The 21441-nt window shown below is 71.8% G+C and carries 17 protein-coding genes and 1 pseudogene; 3 read left to right on the top strand and 15 right to left on the bottom strand.

The window, feature by feature from the left end; all coding sequences use genetic code 11:
• Position 1 precedes the first annotated feature (1 nt).
• The 9 genes from JT362_RS25845 to JT362_RS25805 all read right to left on the bottom strand — a co-directional run bounded on the left by JT362_RS25845 (position 2) and on the right by JT362_RS25805 (position 10415).
• Positions 2-1150, bottom strand: a complete 1149-nt coding sequence (locus tag JT362_RS25845) for an N-acetylmuramoyl-L-alanine amidase (RefSeq protein ID WP_260194459.1) — start codon at positions 1148-1150, stop codon at positions 2-4.
• A gap of 230 nt (positions 1151-1380) precedes the next feature.
• Positions 1381-1707 carry a thioredoxin gene (gene trxA / locus JT362_RS25840; protein ID WP_260194341.1) on the bottom strand — a complete coding sequence of 109 codons (327 nt, stop codon included), beginning with the start codon at positions 1705-1707 and terminating at the stop codon, positions 1381-1383.
• A 9-nt stretch (positions 1708-1716) separates the two neighbouring features.
• Positions 1717-2727 carry a thioredoxin-disulfide reductase gene (gene trxB, locus JT362_RS25835; protein WP_260194340.1) on the bottom strand — a complete coding sequence of 337 codons (1011 nt, stop codon included), beginning with the start codon at positions 2725-2727 and terminating at the stop codon, positions 1717-1719.
• Between the two features lie 154 nt (positions 2728-2881).
• A complete protein-coding gene (locus JT362_RS25830; RefSeq protein WP_260194339.1) occupies positions 2882-3682 on the bottom strand; it encodes an RsmA family anti-sigma factor in 801 nt (266 codons plus the stop codon).
• Positions 3679-4305 carry an RNA polymerase sigma factor SigM gene (gene sigM / locus JT362_RS25825; protein ID WP_260194338.1) on the bottom strand — a complete coding sequence of 209 codons (627 nt, stop codon included), beginning with the start codon at positions 4303-4305 and terminating at the stop codon, positions 3679-3681. The genes JT362_RS25830 and sigM overlap by 4 nt, the downstream gene beginning before the upstream one ends.
• Before the next feature lie 58 nt (positions 4306-4363).
• Positions 4364-5932, bottom strand: a complete 1569-nt coding sequence (locus JT362_RS25820; protein WP_311202755.1) for a protein kinase family protein — start codon at positions 5930-5932, stop codon at positions 4364-4366.
• A gap of 75 nt (positions 5933-6007) precedes the next feature.
• Positions 6008-7636, bottom strand: coding sequence for a murein biosynthesis integral membrane protein MurJ (murJ, locus tag JT362_RS25815; RefSeq protein ID WP_375546556.1), 1629 nt, complete (start codon positions 7634-7636; stop codon positions 6008-6010).
• Positions 7626-9830 (bottom strand): DUF6049 family protein, encoded by a 2205-nt coding sequence (locus JT362_RS25810; protein ID WP_260194337.1) that lies wholly within the window; start codon positions 9828-9830, stop codon positions 7626-7628. The genes murJ and JT362_RS25810 overlap by 11 nt, the downstream gene beginning before the upstream one ends.
• A 6-nt stretch (positions 9831-9836) precedes the next feature.
• Complete coding sequence (locus JT362_RS25805) at positions 9837-10415, bottom strand: NUDIX hydrolase (protein WP_260194336.1); 579 nt, start codon at positions 10413-10415, stop codon at positions 9837-9839.
• An 80-nt stretch (positions 10416-10495) separates the two neighbouring features.
• Between JT362_RS25805 and JT362_RS25800 the strand changes: the two genes are divergently transcribed.
• On the top strand, positions 10496-11938 hold the full coding sequence (locus JT362_RS25800; protein WP_260194335.1) for a CCA tRNA nucleotidyltransferase: 1443 nt from the start codon (positions 10496-10498) through the stop codon (positions 11936-11938).
• Here the strand turns inward: JT362_RS25800 and JT362_RS25795 are convergent.
• Complete coding sequence (locus tag JT362_RS25795) at positions 11910-13217, bottom strand: MFS transporter (protein ID WP_260194334.1); 1308 nt, start codon at positions 13215-13217, stop codon at positions 11910-11912. The genes JT362_RS25800 and JT362_RS25795 overlap by 29 nt on opposite strands.
• A gap of 287 nt (positions 13218-13504) precedes the next feature.
• On the opposite strand from JT362_RS25795, the gene JT362_RS25790 reads away from it, so the two are divergent.
• Positions 13505-14098, top strand: coding sequence for a YqgE/AlgH family protein (locus tag JT362_RS25790; RefSeq protein WP_260194333.1), 594 nt, complete (start codon positions 13505-13507; stop codon positions 14096-14098).
• On the opposite strand, the gene JT362_RS25785 is transcribed toward JT362_RS25790, so the two are convergent.
• Entirely contained in the window at positions 14090-14509 is a 420-nt protein-coding gene (locus tag JT362_RS25785) for an SdpI family protein (RefSeq protein WP_260194332.1), read from the bottom strand. The two genes, JT362_RS25790 and JT362_RS25785, sit on opposite strands and share 9 nt — an antisense overlap.
• A gap of 25 nt (positions 14510-14534) precedes the next feature.
• Positions 14535-14993, bottom strand: a pseudogene (locus JT362_RS25780) (serine hydrolase domain-containing protein); the annotation flags it as partial.
• A 277-nt stretch (positions 14994-15270) separates the two neighbouring features.
• Here JT362_RS25780 and leuS point away from each other — a divergent pair.
• A complete protein-coding gene (gene leuS, locus JT362_RS25775; protein ID WP_260194330.1) occupies positions 15271-18090 on the top strand; it encodes a leucine--tRNA ligase in 2820 nt (939 codons plus the stop codon).
• Positions 18091-18586: 496 nt separating this feature from the next.
• On the opposite strand, the gene JT362_RS25770 is transcribed toward leuS, so the two are convergent.
• The 3 genes from JT362_RS25770 to JT362_RS25760 are packed head-to-tail and all read right to left on the bottom strand — an operon-like array spanning position 18587 to position 21436.
• Entirely contained in the window at positions 18587-19768 is a 1182-nt protein-coding gene (locus JT362_RS25770) for a glycine C-acetyltransferase (RefSeq protein ID WP_260194329.1), read from the bottom strand.
• Positions 19768-20799, bottom strand: a complete 1032-nt coding sequence (gene tdh, locus JT362_RS25765; RefSeq protein ID WP_260194328.1) for an L-threonine 3-dehydrogenase — start codon at positions 20797-20799, stop codon at positions 19768-19770. Before tdh ends, JT362_RS25770 begins: the two co-directional genes overlap by 1 nt.
• A gap of 13 nt (positions 20800-20812) precedes the next feature.
• Complete coding sequence (locus JT362_RS25760; RefSeq protein ID WP_260194327.1) at positions 20813-21436, bottom strand: DUF1707 SHOCT-like domain-containing protein; 624 nt, start codon at positions 21434-21436, stop codon at positions 20813-20815.
• Positions 21437-21441 lie beyond the last annotated feature (5 nt).

Here is a 21441-nt window from a genome sequence, read left to right as displayed (position 1 = left end):
ACTACTCGGCCTTGGCCAGCTCGTGCCGCAGGACGTCGGCGAAGGTGAACGTGCCGGTCGGCTGGTCGTTCTCGCCGAGCAGGTACAGCCGCTTGACCGCGACCAGGATGCCCTCGGCGACCACGTCCCGGAACCCCGGGTCGGACAGCCGGGCGCGGTCCTCGGCGTTGGTCAGGTAGCCGATCTCGATGCGCACCGCCGGGCAGCGGGTGAGCCGCAGCGTGTCCCAGGTCCGCCGGTGCGTCCGGCAGTCCCGCAGGCCGGTGCGGGCGGCCAGCTCACGCTGCACGAACCCGGCCAGCGTCTCGCCGATGGTGGACGTGGTGCCGCCGGTGGTGCCGAAGTGGAAGCTCGCCACGCCCTGGGCCTCCGGCGAGCGGTTGGCGTCGTTGTGCAGCGACAGGAACAGGTCGGCGCCGACCTCGTTGGCGAAACCGGCCCGGTCACCCTCGGACGGGCACTGGTCGCGACCGCGGGACAGCAGCGCCTGCATGCCGGTGGCGACCATCCGGCCCTCCAGGCGCCTGGCCAGGTCCCACACCAGGTCGGCCTCGCGCACCCCGGCCACCGACACGCCGCTGTCCTCGCCGCCGTGGCCGGGATCGATGACGATCCGCTTGCCGCGCAGCCGAGGACCGGCCCGGCGGACCCGCTCCTGCTCGCGGAGCAGCACCGGCGACCCGCCCCGGGCCCGGGGGGACAGCTGGCGCAGCGCCCGCAGCGTCTCCGCGCCGCAGATGCCGTCGACCTTGAGCCCGTAGTCGCGCTGGAAGTTGCGCAGCGCGCCCTCGGTCTGGGCGGCGAACACGCCGTTGGGGCGGCCGGCGTCGTAGCCGAGCTCCAGCAGGCGCTCCTGCAGGGTCAGCACGTCGTCGCCGGACACCGGCGCGGACACCAGGTAGGCCAGCGGGCGGGCGCCGAGCTGGTAGGTGGCGTCGCGCAGGGCGCCGTAGGTGGCGGGGCCGACGACGCCGTCGGTGATCAGACCGCGCTGCTGCTGGAACGAGCTCACCGCGTGCTCGACCAGCTCGTCGTACGCCTCCAGTGAGCTGCCGGGCGGCGGGTTCGTCGGCAGCAGGCCGAGTCCCGCGAGCGTTGCCCTGACCTCGGCAACGGCCGGACCAGCATCACCGCGGCGGAGTACCCGCATGCACCCCTCGCTCGGGTCGGGCACCGGCCGGAGACCGGTGCGGAGGACGTCCACGGACTTGCACGTGTTCGCGAAGAACATCGAGAACGAACTTCGAGAACTATTGTGCCTTGCCTACATGAGTCCGGCGCGGAGGGTCACGTCACGCGTCCGCGCGGTGACCCCGGCCACACCGTCCTCGATTCGTGGACGTATCCACTCACCCTGGGGGTTGCCCCGTCGCCGGGAAATCAGTCCAGGTAGTCGGCCAGGTCCGACAGAAGTGCCGCCTTCGGCTTGGCGCCGACGATCTGCTTCACCGGCTCGCCGCCCTTGAACAGGATCAGCGTGGGGATCGACAGGACCTGGTAGTCGCGCGCCACCGTCGGGTTGGCGTCGACGTCGAGCTTGGCGATGGTGATCTCGTCGTGCTCGCCCGCGATCTCCTCGAGGACCGGGGCGACCATCCGGCACGGACCGCACCAGGTCGCCCAGAAGTCCACCAGCACGGGCTTGTCGCTGCCCAGCACGTCGGTGGCGAACGAGCTGTCGGTCACGGTGACTGGCTTTCCGGCCATGTTCTCTCCTTAGTTGTCCCGCGGGGCGTAGCCGCCGCCGACGAGCTCGGGTGCCTTGTGGGCTTCCTCGGTTCCTTCGTGCTCGGCCAGCCAGCGCTCGGCGTCGATCGCCGCCGAGCAGCCGGAGCCGGCCGCGGTGATGGCCTGCCGGTAGGTCCGGTCGACCAGGTCGCCTGCGGCGAACACGCCGTCGACTCCTGTGTAGGTGGTCTGACCCTGGGTGAGCACGTAGCCCTCGGCGTCGGTGTCGACCTGCCCGGCGACCAGCGCGCTGCGCGGGTCGTGCCCGATGGCCATGAACAGGCCGGTCACGTCCAGCGTGGACTCCTCGCCGGTGGTGGTGTCGCGCAGCCGGACGCCCTTGACCGCGCCGTCGGCCTGGCCGAGCACCTCGAGCACCTCGGAGTCGAGCTGCCAGCGGATCTTCTCGTTGGCCCGCGCGCGCTCCAGCATGATCCGGGACGCGCGGAACTCCTGGCGCCGGTGGATGATCGTGACCGACCGGGCGAACCGGGTCAGGAAGGTGGCCTCCTCCATCGCGGAGTCCCCGCCGCCGACCACGGCGATGTCCTGGTCGCGGAAGAAGAACCCGTCACAGGTGGCACACGCCGACACGCCGTGTCCGAGCAGCTCCTGCTCGCCGGCCACGTGCAGGTACCTGGCGGCCGCGCCCATGGCCAGGATGACGGACTTCGCGGCGTAGCGGACGCCGTTCGCGGTGACGTACTTGACCGGACCGGTGAGGTCGACCTCCTCGACGTCCTCGGCACGCAGTTCGGCGCCGAACCGCTCGGCCTGGGCGCGCATCTGGTCCATCAGGTCCGGACCCATGATCCCGTCCCGGAAGCCGGGGTAGTTCTCCACGTCGGTGGTGGTCATCAGCGCGCCGCCGAACTGGGTGCCCTCGAACACCAGCGGCTCGAGCTGGGCGCGGGCGGCGTACACGGCCGCGGTGTAGCCGGCCGGGCCGGATCCGACGACGATCACGTTGCGGACCTGCGCGTTGTCGGTGACGGGCATCTGACCTCCGAGAGCGGGTGCGAATGCGGTCGCACTGTGCACAACCGATCGTAGGGTCCGCTTGTTCCGCCCCACTCGGGTGACCATCGGGTACCCCACGATGCGAGAAGAGGCCGCACGGACGGGTGTCCACGCGGCCCCTCAGGTGTTCGCGTCAGGGCAGCTCGGTCTCGGCGAGCGTCTCGTCGCAGTCCGGCGTCACGACGACGAGGAGGAACTGGCCCCGCCCCGCGCCGAGCAGGGCCGCGACGCCCTCCGTGCCGTCGAGGGTCACCGGGCGCACGCCGATGGTGTCGCCGGGAGCGTCGATGCCCTGGCTGTCCAGGCACTGCTGGAGGCCGTCCTCGTCCTCCAACGCGCCGTAGTCGTTCTCGCCGGACACTTCCCCGATGGCCGGGGACAGGTTGTCCCGGGACAGCGCGACGGGCGGCTGGGCCGCACCCTCGCTCGGCTGCTCGTTCTCGGCCGTGTCCCCCGGCGCGGCGGTGCCGTCGGTGGTGTTGTCGGGGATGGCGACGAACGCGATCGCCGCCGCCGCGGCGGCCGCGGTCAGCACTCCGGTGCTCCAGGCGGCGATCCGGTTCCGCCGCTTGCGTGCGGCGGCCAGGTCGACGACCGGTGCGACCGGTGGTGGTGGAGACGGCGGTGCCGGAGCTACGGGTCGGGGCGGCGGTGCGGTGGTCACCGGTCCCCTGGCCCGTGCCTCGGCGGCCAGCGCCTGGTCCAGCCGGGCGGCGAACTGGGCCGGCATCGGCTCGACCGGGGCGTTCGCGAAGTCACCGAGGTCGGCCGTGACCGAGTCGAGGGCGTCGAGGATCGCGCGGGCCTCCGGGTCGGCGTTCACCTGCGGCCACAGCCGCGCGGACTCCGCCTCGTCGAGGACCCCGGCGTGCAGGTCCGCCAGCAGGTCGACAGACCAGGGCGGCCCCGACGGGCCCCTTGTGCTGTCTGTCATCGTCCCTCCCCGCGGCGCCTCACCGGCACACCTCGCCCTTCAACTGCGCCATCTGGGACGTTCGCATCTGCATCCGGGTTCCGGAGATGACCCAGAACTTTGGCCAGCTTGGCCCGGCCGCGCGCGCACCGGCTCTTCACGGTGCCCTCCGCGATGCCGAGCATCTTCGCGGTCTCGGCGACCGAGTAGCCCTCCACGTCCACCAGCACGATCGGCACCCGCTGGTCCTCGGACAGGGAGCTCAGCGCGTTCCGCACGACGAGGCTGGTCTCCCGCTCAGCCATCGAGTCGCGGGTGGTCGCCGGCTCACCCGGTCCGGTCTCCGGTAGGGGCACGGTCGGCCGGGACTGGCGGCGGCGCACCCGGTCGAGGCAGGCGTTCACCACGATCCGGTGCAGCCACGTGGTGACCTGCGACTCGGCCCGGAACGAGGCGGCCGCGCGGAACGCGGAGATGAACGCCTCCTGCAGCGCGTCGGAGGCCTCCTCCGGATCGCGCAGCGTGCGCAGGGCGACGGCCCACATCCGGTCCCGGTGACGGCGCACCAACTCGGCGAAGGCACGCGGGTCACCGGCTGCGTGCGCCGCGATGAGATCGGCGTCCGAGCTGGCGGCGGTGGTCACCGGAAGAGGATATCGGGCGGCCGGGACACGATCGGAGGTGTGGGCCTTGACACGTCCACTACTGCTGTGCCGCCCGCACGAACTCCAGCTCGGCGAGCGCCGACTCGTTGCCCTCGCCCAGTGTGGTGATCCACACGATCAGGTACTCGGTCGGCTCGGCGTCGGGCAGCTCGATCTCGGTGCGGCCCTCGCCGAGCTCCTGGGAGGCGATCACCGTGGTCTCCTCCAGCTCGGGTTCGGGTGAGGACGCCGAGCGGATCTCCACGACGGTGCCGGGGCTGGGCGACTCGACGGCGACCGAGGCGAAGCGGATCGCCTCGTCGAAGGTCGCGATGATCCCGACGCCGGGCTTGAGCGCGGGGAACGGCTGCTCGTACTTGTCGGTCTCCCACAGCGTGGCCGGATCGCCGTCGGTGACGTTGCCGGCGTCGGCCTCGTCGTCCTCGGCGCCCTCGGGGTTGTACTCGGCCACCTCGGCCGGCGCCACCGGCTCGGCGGGCGGCGGTGACGGCGGCTGGACCTGGCTCTGACCCGAGTTCTGCTCGGTCGGCGTCGGCGTGATCTGGACCACCCGGTCGCTGCCGGTGTCGTCGCCGAAGAAGTCGATCAGCATCATGCCCAGCCAGGCGAGCACCCCGACCGTGGCGACGGCCAGCGCGGTCACGCCGACCGCGAGCTTGCGCCGGCGGGCCTTGTCCCGCACCGGCGGTCTCGTGGTCCACACCGGTCCGTCGTCGTCCTCGGTGCCGGGCACCACGGGACGCAGGAACTCGGTCTGTTCGGCGGACTCCACCGCCTGGTCGAGCACGGTCAGCAGGGTCGCGCTGGTCCGGATGCCGCCGATGGAGGTGTCCTCCAGGCTGCGCAGCGCCACCGCGGACAGCTCGTGCGGCACGTGGGTGTGCAGCGACTCCGGCGGCACGATGGTGCCGTCCGGGGCGATCGGCGCGGCCGGCACCGCGGCCGGCCCGCCTGGCAGCGGCCAGCGGCCGGTGAGCAGCAGGTAGAGGATCGCGCCGAGCCCCTTGACGTCGTCGCGCGGCACGGCCTCGGGCAGCGGACCGGGGAACGCGAGCCGCAGCGTGCCCTCCGGGGTGACCCGGATCCGCAGCGGGTGGTCGACGCCGAGCACGATCCCGGCGACGTGCGCGCGCTCGACCGCGGCGGCCAGCGGCTCGAGCAGCCGGGCGGCGGTCGCGGCCGGCAGCGGGTGCTCGGCGATCAGGTCGACCAGGTCGGTGCCGGCCGACCAGTCGGCGACCACGATGCCGAGCAGGCCCTCACCGGCGGTGACGCCGTTGCCCAGGCTGAGCACGTCGAGTACCCGGGCCATCCCCGGATGGGTGAACCGGGCGGCGTGCGCGGCCCGTTCCAGCGTGCGGCGCGCGTCCTGCGCCCGCCGGGTGTCCTCCGGCCGGCCGACCAGGACGGTGAGCGCGACGTCGCGGCGCAGCTGTCCGTCGCGGGCACGCCACAGGTGGGCGCGGGCCCGCTCGTCCACGCCGAACTGGGCCAACAGGCGGTAGCGGCCGTCCCCGATCACGGCTCCGGGCAGCAGGAACTGTTCCCCGGAGCCGCCGCCGGGTTCCAGTTCGCCCGTCAGGGACTCGGTTCGCCTCGTGGTCACAGCACTCTCTGACGCTTGTTCGGCCGATCAGAACGAGCGTACGTGAACCCGGGGGGTTCTTCTCGCCGTTCTTCCCTACCCTCGACGTACCAACCGGGTGATTCGTTGCCTGGCCGGCTCGAGTTCGGGCACCTTGAACGCGACCAGTAGGGCGAACGCCACCACCCCGGTGACCAGCGACAGGACCACGACCTCGATCCAGGCGACCAGCGTCGGGCCGGCCGAGCCGAGCACCAGGTCGATCAGCAGGCTCACGCCGAACGCCACCAACGCGCCCCCGGCGCCGGCGGCCACGGTCTGCGCGATCACCCGCACCACCCGCATGCTCTGCAGCCGGCCGAGCCGCACCCACAGCCACATCTGGCCGAGCACCGCGCCGACCACGAACGTCAGCGAGTTGACCAGCAGCACGCCGATCACCACGTCGTTCGGGCGCAGGTAGCCCGCGCACAGGTACAGCATCGGGATCTTCACCACGGTCATCACGACCATGATCAGCGTGGGGGTGCGCGCGTCCTTCATCGCGTAGAACACCCGCAGCTGGAGCATGACCAGCGCGTACGGGAGGATCCCGAACGCGGAGAACGCCAGCGCGTCGCCGAGCCGCCGGGCGTCCTCGACGTCGGCGTTGCCGTAGCCGAACAACGCGACGCCGATGGCCGAGCCGGCGACGGTGAGGATCGCCGACAGCGGCACCAGCAGCACCGTGGACAGCCGGCTGGCCAGCGACAGGTCGCCGATCAGCCGGTCGGTGTCGCCGTCGGCCGCCGCGCGGGAGAGCCGGGGCATGATCGCGGTCAGCAGCGACACCCCGATCACCCCGTAGGGCAGCTGGAACAGCAGCCAGGCGTTGGCGTAGATCGCCGCGCCGCCGGGGGCCTCCGAGGTCAGCACCCGGGTGGTGAACACCATGCCGACCTGGCTGATCGCCACGTAGCCGACGATCCACAGCGCGAGCCCGCCGAACTCGCGGAACCGCTCGTCGAGCCCCCAGTTCCAGCGGAACCGGAAGCCGATCCGGCGCAGCGCCGGCACCAGCACCAGCGCCTGCACCGCGATGCCGAGGGTGACCCCGATGCCGAGGGTGAGCAGCTTCGCGTCGCCCATCCGGACCGGGTTGAGCGAGATCTCGCCCGGCAGCAGCGCGTACACCCCGATGGTGGCCATCACGATCAGGTTGTTCATCACCGGCGCCCACGCCGGCGGCCCGAACACGTGCTTGGCCTGCAGCACCGCGGACAGGATCGCGAACAGCCCGTAGAACAGGATCTCCGGCAGCAGCAGGTAGGCGAACGCGGTCGCCAGCTCCGGATTGGCGTTGCCGGTCGAGCCGTCCATGTAGAGCCGGGTGAACAGCGGGGCCAGCGCCACCGCGACCGCCGTGCCGATCGCCAGCAGCGTCATCGCCATGGTGATCAGGCGCTGGGTGTAGGCCAGGCCGCCGTCCCGGTCGTCCTGGGCGCGGACCAGCAGCGGGATCACCACGCTGGCGAGCACGCCGCCGAACAGCAGCTCGTAGACGATGTTGGGCAGTGTGTTGGCGACGGTGAACGAGTCGTTGACCACGCCGATGCTGGCCGCCCAGGCCAGCATGACCTTCCAGGCGAACCCGGTGATCCGGCTGACCAGGGTGGCGATCGCCATCGACCCGCTGGCCTTGGCCAGCGACGGTTGGGCCGTCTCGGTGCCCTTGCTACGGGTCAACGCGGTCCCCGTCCTCCACGATCGGCTCCGGCCCGGTCGGGTCGACGGCCTCGCCCGCCCGCGCCGCGCGCACCCGCCGGAAGATCCGGAACGCCACCAGCACGATCAGGATCCCGCCCGCCGTACCGGTGAGCGCGATCGTGATGACGCCGTAGGAGCTGGAGCTCACCTCGAGCTGCTCGGTGCTGCCGAGCTGGGTGCCGCCCGGGGTGGACAGCGACACGTCGACCTTGAACCGGCCGGCGCGGCTCGCCTCGGCCTGCGGGAGCACGGTGCGCGCGGACTGCGGCGGCAGCAGCACGTCCTGGAACGGCTGCGGGGTGAGTCCCGGCTGAGCCGCGAGCCGGACCCGCACCTCGATGCTCACCGGCAGCCCGTTGGACAGGGTGACCGGGATCGGGCTGTCCCCGGAGGCGAGCGTCAGCGGCTGCTGCGGGTCGTTGATGACGACCTGGTCGCACAGCGCCTCCAGCTGCTCGTCGACCTCCGCCACCAGGGCCGCGGCCTTGCGGTGCGAGCCGCGCCACGCGGTCGACGTGCCGCGCAGCAGGCCGTACTGCAGCGGCGAGAGCAGCGTGTTCGGGTCGACGTCGTTGGTGTTGTCGTCGTTCATGGCGTCCAGCAGGTCGCGTTTGACCTGGTTGATGCGCGCCACGTCGGCGGTGATCGAGGCCGGGATCTCCTGGGCGCTGTCCCGGGGGGTGTAGGCGAGCCCGCCGACGGTCCCCCGGTTCGGCCCGGACACCGTGCCGGCCAGCGAGCGGGGCTCCGCGTAGCCGCCGTCGAACAGCCGCTGCGCGAAGTCGAGGTACCCGCGCAGCTCGGTGGCCGACGCCATCCACCTGCGGGGTGGCGTGACCAGCACCTCGCCGCCCGGCCGCCCGTCGAACAGCGTGCGGAACGCGAGCGCGGCGAGCCCGTTCTGCAGCGACCGGTCGACGCCGGGTCCGCCCCGGCCGACGTCCAGCGCGTTCGACACCAGCGGGTCGACCGGCAGCGCGCGCACCGGGTGGGTGGTCGTGGTGCCGGTGACCGCGTACGGCGCCCGCCCGGTGACCCCCTGCAGGTGCGCCGGGTCGGCCAGCACGGTGGTGGGGCCGACGGTGGCGAGGTCGACCAGGGTGCGCTGGTCGAACGAGCCCCCGGCCGGCCAGAACAGCTCGGACACCGGCTGCACCGGGGCCAGCACGTCGGCCACGACCGACGAGCCGGCGGAGAGCTGGGCGAGCTCGACGGCACCGGAGCGGGACAGCGCGGCCAGGTCGGCGTCGGCGTAGGGCACGGCGAACACGCACCGGCCGCGGGTCAGGTCGGACAGCCTGGTCAGCCAGTCGGACGCGGCGTTCGCGCCCTCGCCGGGCACGAGCCGCCCGGTCTCGGTCCGCACCTGGTAGCCGCCGGTCATGTCGGACACCGTGCGCAGCAGGTCCGGGTCGATGGCGAAGCACAGCGAGTTGAGCAGCGTGCCGTTGCCGGCCGTGGCCTCGGCGACCGAGTTGACCAGGCCGAACAGCCGCCCGTCCGGGGCCAGCGCGTCGGCGAGCGCGTCGTCGGTGAGCACGGTGGAGCCGTCGGTGGTGGGCAGCCGGCGGGGCTGGGTGCCGAGGATCGGCCAGACGATCGACACGCCGGGCAGCTCAGCCTCCGGGGACGCGGTGCCGCCGCCGGGGATGGACAGCACCGGCAGCGGGATCGACACGGCCGCGAGCCTGGCCTGTCCGCCGTAGTCCGGCCTGCCGTTCACGTTGACCAGCAGCGGGTAGACGCCGGGCGAGTTCAGCGCGAGCGACTGCTCGGTGCCGCGCACGTTCGCGGTGACGGTCAGCTCGGCGGAGTCGCCCGGCTCGAGCGTGTCGGCGACCTCGACGAACGGGGAGGTGGCCGAGTCGGTGGCGTGGTCGGCGAGCTCTTGCAGGTCGGCGTCGCGCTCCAGCGGCTCGCCCCGCTGGACCTTGGCCTCCACGTCGTCGACCGCGCGGTCGCCGACGTTGGTGACGCGGCCGGTGACGGTGAGCCGGGTGGTGTCGGCGGTGATCACCCGGGGGGACATCGTCGTGACCTCGAGCCGCAGCAGCTTCTCGCCGCCGCTCGGGGGCACCTGGTCGCCGATCGGGTTGGCGGCAGCGGGTGCCACCGGGGCCAGCAGGAGCAGCGCGGTGGCCAGCAGCCCGCCCGCGGTACGCGGGAACGTCATGCCGGATCAGCCTCCGTCCGCACCGGCCGGCAGGTCGCGCGGTGCGCCGTCGCTCGTACCGCCGCTGTCGTCTCCAGTCGGGCGCAGCTCCAGCAACTCGAGCGCGCGCAGCACCAGCCGGCGCTCGTCGGCGTAGGCAAGCCGCTCCTCCAGCTCGTCCAGGGGTACCCAGGCGACCTCGGTCACCTCGATGTCCTCGTCGCTGAGCTCGCCGCCGCGCTCCGTCATCACGAAGTGGTGCACGGTCTTGTGGATCCGGCGGCGGTCGGCGACGAACCAGTAGTCGATGGTGCCGAGCGGGCGAATTATCTCGCCCAGGATGCCGGTCTCCTCGGTGACCTCCCGCACCGCGGTCTGCTCCGGCGTCTCGCCCTCCTCGATGTGCCCCTTCGGCAGCGACCACAGCAGCCGGCCGCGCCGGTCGAGGCGCCCGATCAGCACCACCCGGTCCCGCTCGGTGTTGACCACCACGCCGCCCGCCGAGGTCTCGTCCACCGAGGTCATCCGCTGCTTCTGGCGCTGGCCACGCCGACGGCCGCGGCGCCCAGCACGGGCGCCCCGAGGCCGGCCGGACGACGAGGGCATGCACGCGATCGTAGTGCGCCGCAGGTCGGCCGGGTCGGTGGTTGGCCTGGTCGCGGCGCCGCCAGTTACCCTCGCACCCCGTGTCCAACCTGACCCAACCCGGCGCGGCGCTCGAACGTCTGAGTTTCCCGGCGGCGGACGAGCTCGCCGAGCGGTTCGCCGAGGCCGGGCACCAGCTGTACCTGGTCGGCGGCAGTGTCCGGGACGCGCTGCTCGGCCGGCTGGGCAGCGATCTGGACTTCGCCACCGACGCCCGCCCGGAGCGGGTGCGCGAGCTGGTCGACGGCTGGGCGGACGCGGTCTGGGAGACCGGGATCGCGTTCGGCACGATCGGCGCCCGCCGCCGGGGCACCGACCTCGAGATCACCACGTTCCGCGCGGACACCTACGACCGGCAGAGCCGCAACCCGGAGGTCCGCTTCGGCGACTCGATCGAGGCCGACCTGGTGCGGCGGGACTTCACGGTCAACGCGATGGCCGTGGACCTGCTGCGCCGGAGGTTCGTCGACCCGCACGACGGGATGGCAGCCCTGGCCAGGCGGCGGTTGGACACCCCGGCCACCCCGCAGGAGTCGTTCGCCGACGACCCGCTGCGGATGATGCGCGCGGTCCGGTTCGTCAGCCAGCTCGGGTTCGTGCCGGAGCCCCGGGTGCTGGACGCGATCCGGGAGATGCGCGACGAGCTGACCAGGATCACCGCCGAGCGGATCCAGGCGGAGCTGTCGAAGCTGCTGTGCGGCCGGTTCCCGCGCCGGGGCGTGGAGCTGATGGTCGACACCGGCCTGGCCGAGCACGTGCTGCCCGAGGTGCCGGCGATGCGGCTGGAGATCGACGAGCACCACCAGCACAAGGACGTCTACCAGCACTCGCTGGTGGTGCTCGACCAGGCGATCGACCTGGAGGAGCCGGAGAACTCGCCGGACCTGGTGCTGCGTCTGGCCGCGCTGCTGCACGACATCGGCAAGCCGCCGACCCGCCGGCACATCCCCGGTGGCGGGGTGAGCTTCCACCACCACGAGGTGGTCGGCGCCAAGATGGCCCGCAAGCGTTTGCGCGCGTTGCGGTACCCGAAGGACGTGATCGAGGACGTCGCCCAGCTCGTGTACCTGCACCTGCGGTTCCACGGGTACGGCAAGGGCGAGTGGACCGACTCGGCGGTGCGCCGCTACGTCACCGACGCCGGCGAGCTGCTGCCCCGGCTGCACAAGCTGGTGCGGGCCGACTGCACGACCAGGAACAAGCGCAAGGCCGCCGCGCTGCAGCGCACCTACGACGGCCTCGAGGAGCGGATCGCGCGGATCGCCGCCGAGGAGGACCTGGCCAGGGTGCGGCCGGACCTGGACGGCAACGAGATCATGCGGCTGCTCGGCCTGCCGCCGGGCCCGCTGGTGGGCAAGGCGTGGCGGTTCCTCAAGGACCTGCGCCTGGACCGCGGCCCGCTGGAGTACGACGACGCGGTCGCCGAGCTGCGCCGCTGGGCGGCCGAGCAGGGCATCACGCCGGACGAGTCCGCCGACGGGTGACCAGCTCGAACCCGACCATCCCGACCAGGTAGACCGCGGTCGCGGCCACGATCAGCGCCGGTGACCGGCCGTCGGCCGGGATGACCGCCGCGGCGACGCCGACCGCGAGCACCTGGGTGATGTTGAACAGCATGTCGTAGAGGGCGAACACCCGGCCCCTGGTCTCGTCGCCGATGTCGCGCTGCACGGCGGCGTCCACGCACAGCTTGACCACCTGCCCGGCGTAGGCGATCACGAACGCGGCGATCAGCACGGTCGGCATGACCATCGGCAGCCCCAGCCCGAGCTGCGCGACCGCGGCGGTGGCGAGGCTGGCCAGCACCGCCCGCTTCCGCCCGATCCTGGTCACCAGCCGGGCGGTGGTGACCCCGGCGACGAAGATCCCGGCCGCGCCGAAGCCGAGCAGCACGCCGAGCCCGGGCAGCCCGGCCTCGATCGGCCCGAAGTCGTCGAAGCTGAAGCGCATCAGCAGCACGGTGAGCAGCAGCGAGATGCCGAACGACGCGCGGTGCGCGAGCAGCGCGCAGAACCCGGCGGCCACGCTCGGCGTGCGCAGCGCGACCCGGCCGCCGTCGAACAGCCCGTTGGCCACCGCCGCCATCGCCGTGTCGGGCTCGTCGACCTCGTCCGGCCCGAGCGCGCCGCGGGCGAACCGCACGGCGATCCCGGCGGCCAGCACCGAGCCGATCACGGCCACCGCGGTGGTGATCCCGGAGCCGGCGTTGTCCTCCCCGAACAGCGAGCGCAGCCCGACCGCGCAGCCCGCGCCGATGACGGACACGACCGCGCCGAGGGTGACCGCGAGCGCGTTCGCCTCGACCAGGTTGCGGACCGGCACCACGTGCGGCAGCGCGGCCGACAACCCGGCCCCGACGAACCGGCTGATGCCGACCACGACCAGGGCCAGCATCAGCAGCGGCAGCCCCTCCACCCCGGTCGCCACGCACACGGCGGAGACCACGACGAGCGTGCCGCGCAGCAGGTTCGCCCCGACCAGTACCCGGCGCCGGTCCCAGCGGTCCAGCAGAGCACCGGCGAACGGTCCGACCAGCGAGTACGGCAACAGCAGCACGACGAACCCGGCGGCGATCTCCTGCGGGCTGACCGCACGCTCCGGGTTGAACACGACGGCGCCGGCGAGCCCGGTCTGGAACAACCCGTCGCCCCACTGGGAGGCGAACCGGGACAGCAGCAGACGGCGGAACCCGGCGATCGCGAGCAGGCGCCGCGGCCCGATCCGCGAGTGATGGGCCGAGTCGACGGGCGCGGCGGTGTTCACGACTACTCACCCTATGCGGCGACCGTCAGGAGGTCGTTAGAAGTCCGAACGGCGTGCGACCCGCCGAAGCGGGCGCACGCCGTTCGGTGGTGGAGCACCCGGTCGCCTCTCGGCGGTTGGCGCAGTGTGGCTCCAGCCGGACGGTATTCCACAAAGGCTCTTCTAGGTTGAGCCCGGGGGACACGGTGGTGCTCCTGCCACCGACTCCAACGAGCCGGCCCCACCCATTGTTCCCGAAAGTCCATCCGGCCGCTGGATTCCGACTGGACGGGTGGGATCATGTCCCCGTGCGATCCGAGTCGTCCGACGCAGCCCCCGACGCAGCTGTGGAGCCGGGCACGCTGCTCGTGGCGGCTCCCAGCCTCACCGACTCCAACTTCCGCCGCACGGTGGTGTTCGTGATCGACCACCGCGGCGAGGGCACCCTGGGAGTGGTGCTCAACCGGCCCAGCGAGGTCCCGGTCGACGACGTGCTGCCCAGCTGGGGCCCGCACGTGACCAACCCCGGTTCGGTGTTCGTCGGCGGCCCGGTGGAGCAGAAGACGGCGTTGTGCCTGGCCGCGATGCGCACCGGCGAGGAGGCCAGCGGCGTCAAGGGCCTGATCGGCGTGCGCGGCCCGGTCGCGCTGGTCGACCTGGACGCCGACCCGGACTCCCTGGTGCCGAAGTTCCGGGGCCTGCGGGTGTTCGCCGGCTACGCGGGCTGGGACGTCGGCCAGGTCGCCGGCGAGATCGAGCGCGGTGACTGGATCGTGGTTCCGGCCCTGCCGAGCGACGTGCTCGCCCCGGCCGACCAGGACCTGTGGGGCCGGGTGCTGAGACGCCAGGGCATGCCCCTGGCCCTGCTCGCCACCCATCCGGGTGACGTTCGCTCAAACTGACCGCTGCACCGCCGCGGCGAGGTCGCACCCGCCGCACGCGCACCCGCGACAGCCCGCCGGCAGCTCCGGCTTCTCCTCCGGCACCGGCTCAGGCATCGCCTCCGCGGCCCGGTGTCCGAGCACCCCGCCGGCGAGCGCGATCCCGGTCATCCCGACGAACCCGACGATCGCGAGGACCAGGCTGTCCGCCGCGAGTCCCAGGACTCCGGCGACCACCCCGACCGTCCCGGCGACGGCGACCGGTAGCCCGGCGACCCTGTTCGCGACCCGGAAGGTCCGGTCGTCGCGCATCGTGGCCGCCGTCCGCACCCCGCCGAACCGGTTGCGCGGCAGCCGCTCCCGGACCCCGAGAACCCCGACAACGGCAATGACCAGCCCGATCACCAGGGGCACGAACGCGAGGAGTTGCACGCCCTCGATGGTAAGCGTGCCCGGGTCAGCGGCAGAACACCGATACCGCCATGGCCAGCACCGCCTCGACGGGCGGGTCCTGTTCGTACGGGTTCAGGGACAGGACCATCGACGTGTCCTCCCCGTCCGCGAGGGCGACGGTGAGGTAACCGATCAGCTGGCCGGTGTGGCCCCACACCGGCTGCGGGCCGTCGGCGCACGGGACCGTGAACTCCTGCAGTCCCAGCCCGTAGCGGAACAGGGGGCCGGCGTCCGTCGTCCGCCGCATCTCGGCCAGGCTCTCCCGGCTCGTCAGCCGGCCGTCGAGTAACGCGGTGACGAAGCGCGTCAGGTCCCGGGTGGTGGAGATCATCTCGCCCGCCGCCCAGTCCAGTGACGGGTCCATGTACGTGGCGTCCACGACCCGAGGCGGGTCCGTCGGGAGCGGTTCGTAGCCGTGGGCGTGCGGGTGGGGCAGGGCCGCGCGGTTGCCGGGCACGCTGGTGTGCTCGAGATCGTGTTGAGCAACATGGCCGCGACGCTATGCGGGACGTGATCATCGAACACTGCGGTTCACCGCACGGTTGACCTGCGGAAAACCGCATTCGTGCGGAACCCGGATGGCTGGTGGTCGCGCCCGCGCTATTCTGATGGCATGAGCGGACGCCTGCTCCTTAGGTGGCCGCGCTGACCCCGAGGTGTCGGCGCGGCAAACCCCTCATGCCCTCGTGGCAGAGGGGTTTTTTGTGTCCGCGAGCGAGTGCAGCAGGGAAGGACCCCCGATGAGCGACGAGTCCACGCCGGCCCACCGGTACACGGCCGAGGTGGCCAACTCGATCGAGTCCCGCTGGCAGCGGTACTGGGAGGAGAACGGCACGTTCCACGCGCCGAACCCGGTCGGCCCGCTCGCCGGCGACGTGCCGGAGGACAAGCTGTTCGTGCAGGACATGTTCCCGTACCCGTCCGGGGCGGGTCTGCACGTCGGGCATCCGCTGGGCTTCATCGGCACCGACGTGTTCGCCCGCTACCACCGGATGACCGGGCGGAACGTGCTGCACACCATGGGGTTCGACGCGTTCGGGCTGCCCGCCGAGCAGTACGCCGTGCAGACCGGCCAGCACCCGCGCAAGACGACCGAGGACAACATCCAGCGGTACCTGAGCCAGATCCGCAAGCTGGGCCTCGGCCACGACGAGCGCCGCCGGATCGCCACCACCGACCTGACGTACTACCGCTGGACGCAGTGGATCTTCCTGCAGATCTACAACGCCTGGTTCGACGAGCGGGTGAACAAGGCCCGGCCGATCGCCGACCTGGAGGCCGAGTACGCGGGCGGCGAGCGCGCCACCCCGGACGGCCGGGCGTGGTCGGCGCTGTCCCGGGTCGAGCAGCGGAAGGTGATCGACTCCCACCGGCTGGTGTACCAGTCCGACGCGCCGGTCAACTGGTGTCCCGGCCTGGGCACAGTGGTGGCCAACGAGGAGGTCACCCCGGACGGCCGCAGCGACCGCGGCAACTTCCCGGTGTTCCGCAAGAACCTGCGCCAGTGGATGATGCGGATCACCGCGTACGCCGACCGCCTGGTCGACGACCTGGACACGCTGGACTGGCCGGAGAAGGTCAAGACCATGCAGCGGAACTGGATCGGCCGGTCCGCCGGCGCGCACATCCGGTTCCCGGTGGGTGACGACGCCATCGAGGTCTTCACCACCCGCCCGGACACCGTGTTCGGCGCGACGTACATGGTGCTGGCCCCCGAGCACCCGCTGGTCGACCGGATCACCGCCGCCGAGTGGCCGGCGGGCGTCGACGAGCGCTGGACCGGCGGCGCAGCCACCCCGGCCGAGGCGATCGCCGCCTACCGGCTGGCCGCGTCCAGGAAGTCGGAGCTGGACCGGCAGGAGAACAAGGACAAGACCGGCGTGTTCGTCGGCACGTTCGCGCTGAACCCCGCGAACGACAAGGAGATCCCGGTCTTCATCGCCGACTACGTGCTGATGGGCTACGGCACCGGCGCGATCATGGCGGTGCCCGGCCAGGACCAGCGCGACTGGGACTTCGCCCGCGAGTTCGGCCTGCCGATCGTCCGCACCGTGGCGCCGACCGAGGGCTTCGACGGCGAGGCGTTCACCGGCGAGGGGCCGGCGATCAACTCGGAGTTCCTGGACGGCATGGACGTCGCCGAGGCCAAGAAGACGATCATCGAGTGGCTGGAACGGCACGGCCACGGCGAGGGCCGCCTGCAGTACAAGCTGCGCGACTGGCTGTTCGCCCGCCAGCGGTACTGGGGTGAGCCGTTCCCGATCGTGTACGACGAGGACGGCCTGCCGCACCCGCTGCCGGACAGCATGCTGCCGGTCGAGCTGCCCGAGGTCGACGACTACTCCCCCCGCACGTTCGACCCGGACGACGCCGACACCGAGCCGTCCCCGCCGCTGTCCCGCGCGGCGGACTGGATCGAGGTCGACCTGGACCTGGGCGACGGCATGAAGCGGTACCGGCGGGACGCGAACGTGATGCCCCAGTGGGCGGGTTCGTGCTGGTACCAGCTGCGCTACGTGGATCCGACGGACACCGAACGCTTCTGCGAGCCGGAGAACGAGCGCTACTGGCTTGGCCCGCGGCCCGAGGAGCACGGCCCGAACGACCCGGGCGGGGTTGACCTGTACATCGGCGGCATCGAGCACGCCGTGCTGCACCTGCTGTACTCGAGGTTCTGGCAGAAGGTGCTGTACGACCTGGGTCACCTGTCCGGGCCGGAGCCGTACCGCAAGCTGTTCAACCAGGGCTACATCCAGGCGTACGCGTACACCGACGAGCGCGGCGTGTACGTCCCGGCCGAGGAAGTGTCCGAAGAGGACGGCAAGTTCTTCTGGCAGGGCAAGGAGGTCCGCCAGGAGTACGGCAAGATGGGCAAGAGCCTGAAGAACGTGGTCACGCCGGACGAGATGTGCGAGCGGTACGGCGCCGACACGTTCCGGTTCTACGAGATGGCCATGGGCCCGATGGAGGTCTCCCGCCCCTGGGCGACCAAGGATGTCGTCGGCGCGCAACGGTTCCTGCAACGCATGTGGCGCAACGTCATCGACGAGACGACCGGCGAGGCACGGTTCTCCGAAGAGGTCCCCGACGAGTCCACGCTGCGCGCCCTGCACAAGGCCATCGACGGCGTCCACGCCGACTACGCGGCCATGCGCTTCAACACGGCCGGCGCCAAGCTGATCGAGCTGAACAACCACGTCACCAAGACGTACGCGGGAAAGCCGGTGCCCCGCTCGGTCCTGGAGCCGATGGTCCTGATGCTGGCCCCGCTGTGCCCGCACGTGGCGGAGGAGCTGTGGCGCGCGCTGGGGAACGAGGAGTCCCTGGCCCACGGCCCGTTCCCGCGCGCCGACGAGCGTTACCTGGTCGAGGACACCGTCGAGTACCCGATCCAGGTCAACGGCAAGGTTCGTGCGCGGGTGACCGTGTCCGCCACCGCCACCCAGAACGAGGTACGCGCCGCGGCCCTGGCCGAGGAGAAGATCACCGCCCTGACCGGCGGCGACGAGCCCCGCAAGGTGATCGTGGTACCGGGCCGCCTGGTCAACGTCGTCCTGTGAGGTGGCGCCACCGTCGAGGTGGCGCTCGGCGGTGGCGCCGATGCCGAGCACGGGTCGAGGTCCGGCTCGCGGGACCGGCCACCGTGTGATCGCGGCGGTGCCACGAACCGGCCTGGCCGGGAACGCGGCGTCTTGGGACGTTTCCGCGCCCGTGACAGCACGACCATCGGGTGGTTCTGACGGACCGCGCCGCCGGCACCGATCGCTCGGGGGGCTACGCGACCGGTGCCGGCGGCGCGAAGCCCGGCCTTTGCCCTGGGGCTGGGGCCGGGCCCCGACGCTCGGCGTTCGCCGGCGTGGGGGCTCTGGTGTGACGCCGCCGGGCTTCCGGTGACGTCACCTGTCAGAGTTGACGAACATTGTGGCACTACGGGACGCGCGGTCTGGCCAATCGTTAGCACTTGCGCACGAAATTCCCACTGCCGTGTTCGGTTCGCTCCGCTGCGTGGCTCCCGTTGCTTGATCAAGGACATTCATGCGCAGCGAACCGCACAGTTCAGCCCAGGTCCGCACGTGCGGCCACGAACGCCTCGACAGCGCGCCGGACGTCCGCCTCCGAGTGCGCGGCCGACATCTGCGTCCGAATCCTGGCCTTGCCGTGCGGCACCACCGGGTACGAGAAGCCGATCACGTAGATCCCGCGCGCCAGCAGCAGGTCCGCCATCCGACCCGCCTCGGCGGCGTCGCCGATCATCACCGGGATGATCGGGTGCTCGCCGGGCAGCAGGTCGAAGCCAGCCTCGGTCATCAGGGTGCGGAACAGGTGCGTGTTCTCCCGCAGGCGGGCCAGCAGGTCGCCGGAGGAGGACAGCAGCTCCAGTGCCGCCAGCGCGGTGGCGGTGATCGACGGGGCCAGGCTGTTCGAGAACAGGTACGGGCGCGACCGCTGACGCAGCATCGCCACGATCTCGGCCCTACCGGACGTGTAGCCGCCGCTGGCACCGCCGAGGGCCTTGCCGAGGGTGCCGGTCACGATGTCCACGCGGTCGGTGACGCCGAACAGCTCGGGCGTTCCTCGGCCGGTGTCGCCGACGAAGCCGACGGCGTGCGAGTCGTCGACCATCACCAGGGCGTCGTGCGCCTCGGCCAGGTCGCAGATCTCGTCCAGCGGCGCCAGGTAGCCGTCCATGGAGAACACGCCGTCGGTGGCGATCAGTCGGTACCTGGCGTCGGCCGCCTCCTTGAGCTGGCGTTCCAGGTCGGCCATGTCCCGGTTCTTGTACCGCAGGCGGCGGGACTTGCACAGGCGGATGCCGTCGATCACGGACGCGTGGTTCAGCTCGTCGGAGATCACGGCGTCGTCGGGGCCGAGCAGGGTCTCGAACAGGCCGGCGTTCGCGTCGAAGCACGAGCTGTAGAGGATGGTGTCGTCGGTGCCGAGGAACCGCGACAGTGCGTGCTCCAGTTCCTTGTGCGGCTCCTGGGTGCCGCAGATGAACCGCACCGACGCCATGCCGAAGCCCCAGCGGTCGAGGGCGTCCTTCGCGGCGGCGACCAGCGCGGGGTGGTCGGCGAGGCCCAGGTAGTTGTTGGCGCAGAAGTTCAGCACCGGCTCCTCGGCGCCGACCCGCACGGCGGCGTTCTGCGGCGTGCTGATCACCCGCTCCGCCTTGAACAGCCCGGCCGCGCGGATCTCCTCCAGCTCGGCCAGCAGGTTCTCGCGCATCGCGCCGTACATCAGCTCTCCGTCCAGTCGAGGATGACCTTGCCGCACATGCCGTCCCGCGCGGTCGTGAACGCCGCCGCGTGGTCGGTGTACGCGAACCGGTGCGTGATCACCGGGGAGATGTCCAGGCCGGCCTGCAGCAGCACCGACATCGCGTACCAGGTCTCGAACATCTCCCGGCCGTAGATGCCCTTGATCGTCAGCATCTTGAGCACCACACGGCTCCAGTCGACCGCGATCTCGTTCGACGGCAGCCCCAGCATCGCGATCCGGCCGCCGTGGGTCATGTTCGCGATCATCTCGCGCAGCGCCGACGGCTGGCCGGACATCTCCATCCCGACGTCGAAGCCCTCGGACATGTCCAGCTCCGGGTACACCTCGCCGATCCGGTGCCGGCTCACGTCCAGCGCCAGGTCGACGCCGATCTTGCGGGCCAGGTCCAGCCTGGGCTCGCTCACGTCGGTGATCGCCACGTGCCGGGCGCCCGCGTGCTTGGCGACCGCCGCGGCCATCAGCCCGATCGGGCCGGCGCCGGTGATCAGCACGTCCTCGCCGAGTACCGGGAACGACAGTGCGGTGTGCACCGCGTTGCCGAACGGGTCGAAGATCGCGGCCACGTCCAGGTCGACCGGGTGGGTGTGCACCCACGCGTTCTGCTCCGGCAGCACGGCGTACTCGGCGAACGCCCCCGCGGTGTGCACGCCGAGCCCGATCGTGTTGATGCACAGGTGCCGGCGGCCCGCCTTGCAGTTGCGGCACGTTCCGCACACCAGGTGGCCCTCGCCGGACACCAGGTCACCGGCCTTCACCCTGGTCACCGCGTCGCCGACCTCGACCACCTCGCCGACGAACTCGTGGCCAACCACCAGCGGCGGCGTGATCGTCGCGGCCGCCCACTCGTCCCACGACTCGATGTGCAGGTCGGTGCCGCAGATCCCGGTCCGCAGCACGCGCAGCTTCACCTCGCCGGGCCCCGGCCGGGGCTCCGGCACGTCGGTGAGTTCCAGCCCAGGGCCCTGGGCCGTCTTGACCAGAGCCTTCACACGATCCTCCGTACTAGTCCGAGTTGTCCCACGACAGCTTCCACGGCGACCGGATCACCAGCCGGCCGATCCGGTTGTAGCTGGCCCGGCGCAGGTGCAGCGAGCCGGCGGTGACCGTACCCGACAGCACGAAGTGCGGACGGCCGCCGCCGCGCACCCCGACCTTGTCCTTGAGCCCACCCGCGGCGATCGTCACCTGCTGGGCGTCCACCGAGCCCCGCTCGGGCAGCAGGATGGTCACCGAGCCGCCGGACACCCGAAGCTCGATGTTCACCTCGGCGTGCTCGATGATCGCCTCGGAGAAGTCCAGGTCGGTCGAGCCGAGCCGGTTGGTGATCAGCAGGTCCCTCGGCACCCGCCACTGCCCGTCGCGGTGGATCGAGGCCATGACGGCGTTTATCCGCTCCGGGCGCGGCCGCAGCGGCGAGTCGGAGTCGCGGTGGGTCACCCCGGGCAGGTCGACCAGCAGCACGTTCAGCTCGGCGCGGGTCTTGGCGGCCAGTGCCCGGTCGGTGCGCGCGGTGAACTCGTCGAGGTTGAGCATCCCGTGCCCGATGGCCTTCTGCAGCACGCTGACCACGTGCGTTCGCTCCGCGTCGGACACGCGCAGCTCACGTGGATCGAAGTTGGCGGTCACGCCAC

Source organism: Actinophytocola gossypii, assembly GCF_025165815.1.
Taxonomy (GTDB): Bacteria; Actinomycetota; Actinomycetes; order Mycobacteriales; family Pseudonocardiaceae; genus Actinophytocola; species Actinophytocola gossypii.
The sequence above is the reverse complement of the archived record's forward strand: the minus strand, read 5'-3'. Positions and strand labels throughout refer to the sequence as shown.

Bases quoted from the DNA above. Each gene is read 5' to 3' on its own strand.
- JT362_RS25805 (WP_260194336.1), bottom strand. From the start codon at position 10,415: ATGCCCTCGTCGTCCGGCCGGCCTCGGGGCGCCCGTGCTGGGCGCCGC.
- trxB (WP_260194340.1), bottom strand. From the start codon at position 2,727: ATGCCCGTCACCGACAACGCGCAGGTCCGCAACGTGATCGTCGTCGGA.
- leuS (WP_260194330.1), top strand. From the start codon at position 15,271: ATGAGCGACGAGTCCACGCCGGCCCACCGGTACACGGCCGAGGTGGCC.
- JT362_RS25830 (WP_260194339.1), bottom strand. From the start codon at position 3,682: ATGACAGACAGCACAAGGGGCCCGTCGGGGCCGCCCTGGTCTGTCGAC.
- JT362_RS25845 (WP_260194459.1), bottom strand. From the start codon at position 1,150: ATGCGGGTACTCCGCCGCGGTGATGCTGGTCCGGCCGTTGCCGAGGTC.
- JT362_RS25810 (WP_260194337.1), bottom strand. From the start codon at position 9,830: ATGACGTTCCCGCGTACCGCGGGCGGGCTGCTGGCCACCGCGCTGCTC.
- trxA (WP_260194341.1), bottom strand. From the start codon at position 1,707: ATGGCCGGAAAGCCAGTCACCGTGACCGACAGCTCGTTCGCCACCGAC.
- JT362_RS25770 (WP_260194329.1), bottom strand. From the start codon at position 19,768: ATGTACGGCGCGATGCGCGAGAACCTGCTGGCCGAGCTGGAGGAGATC.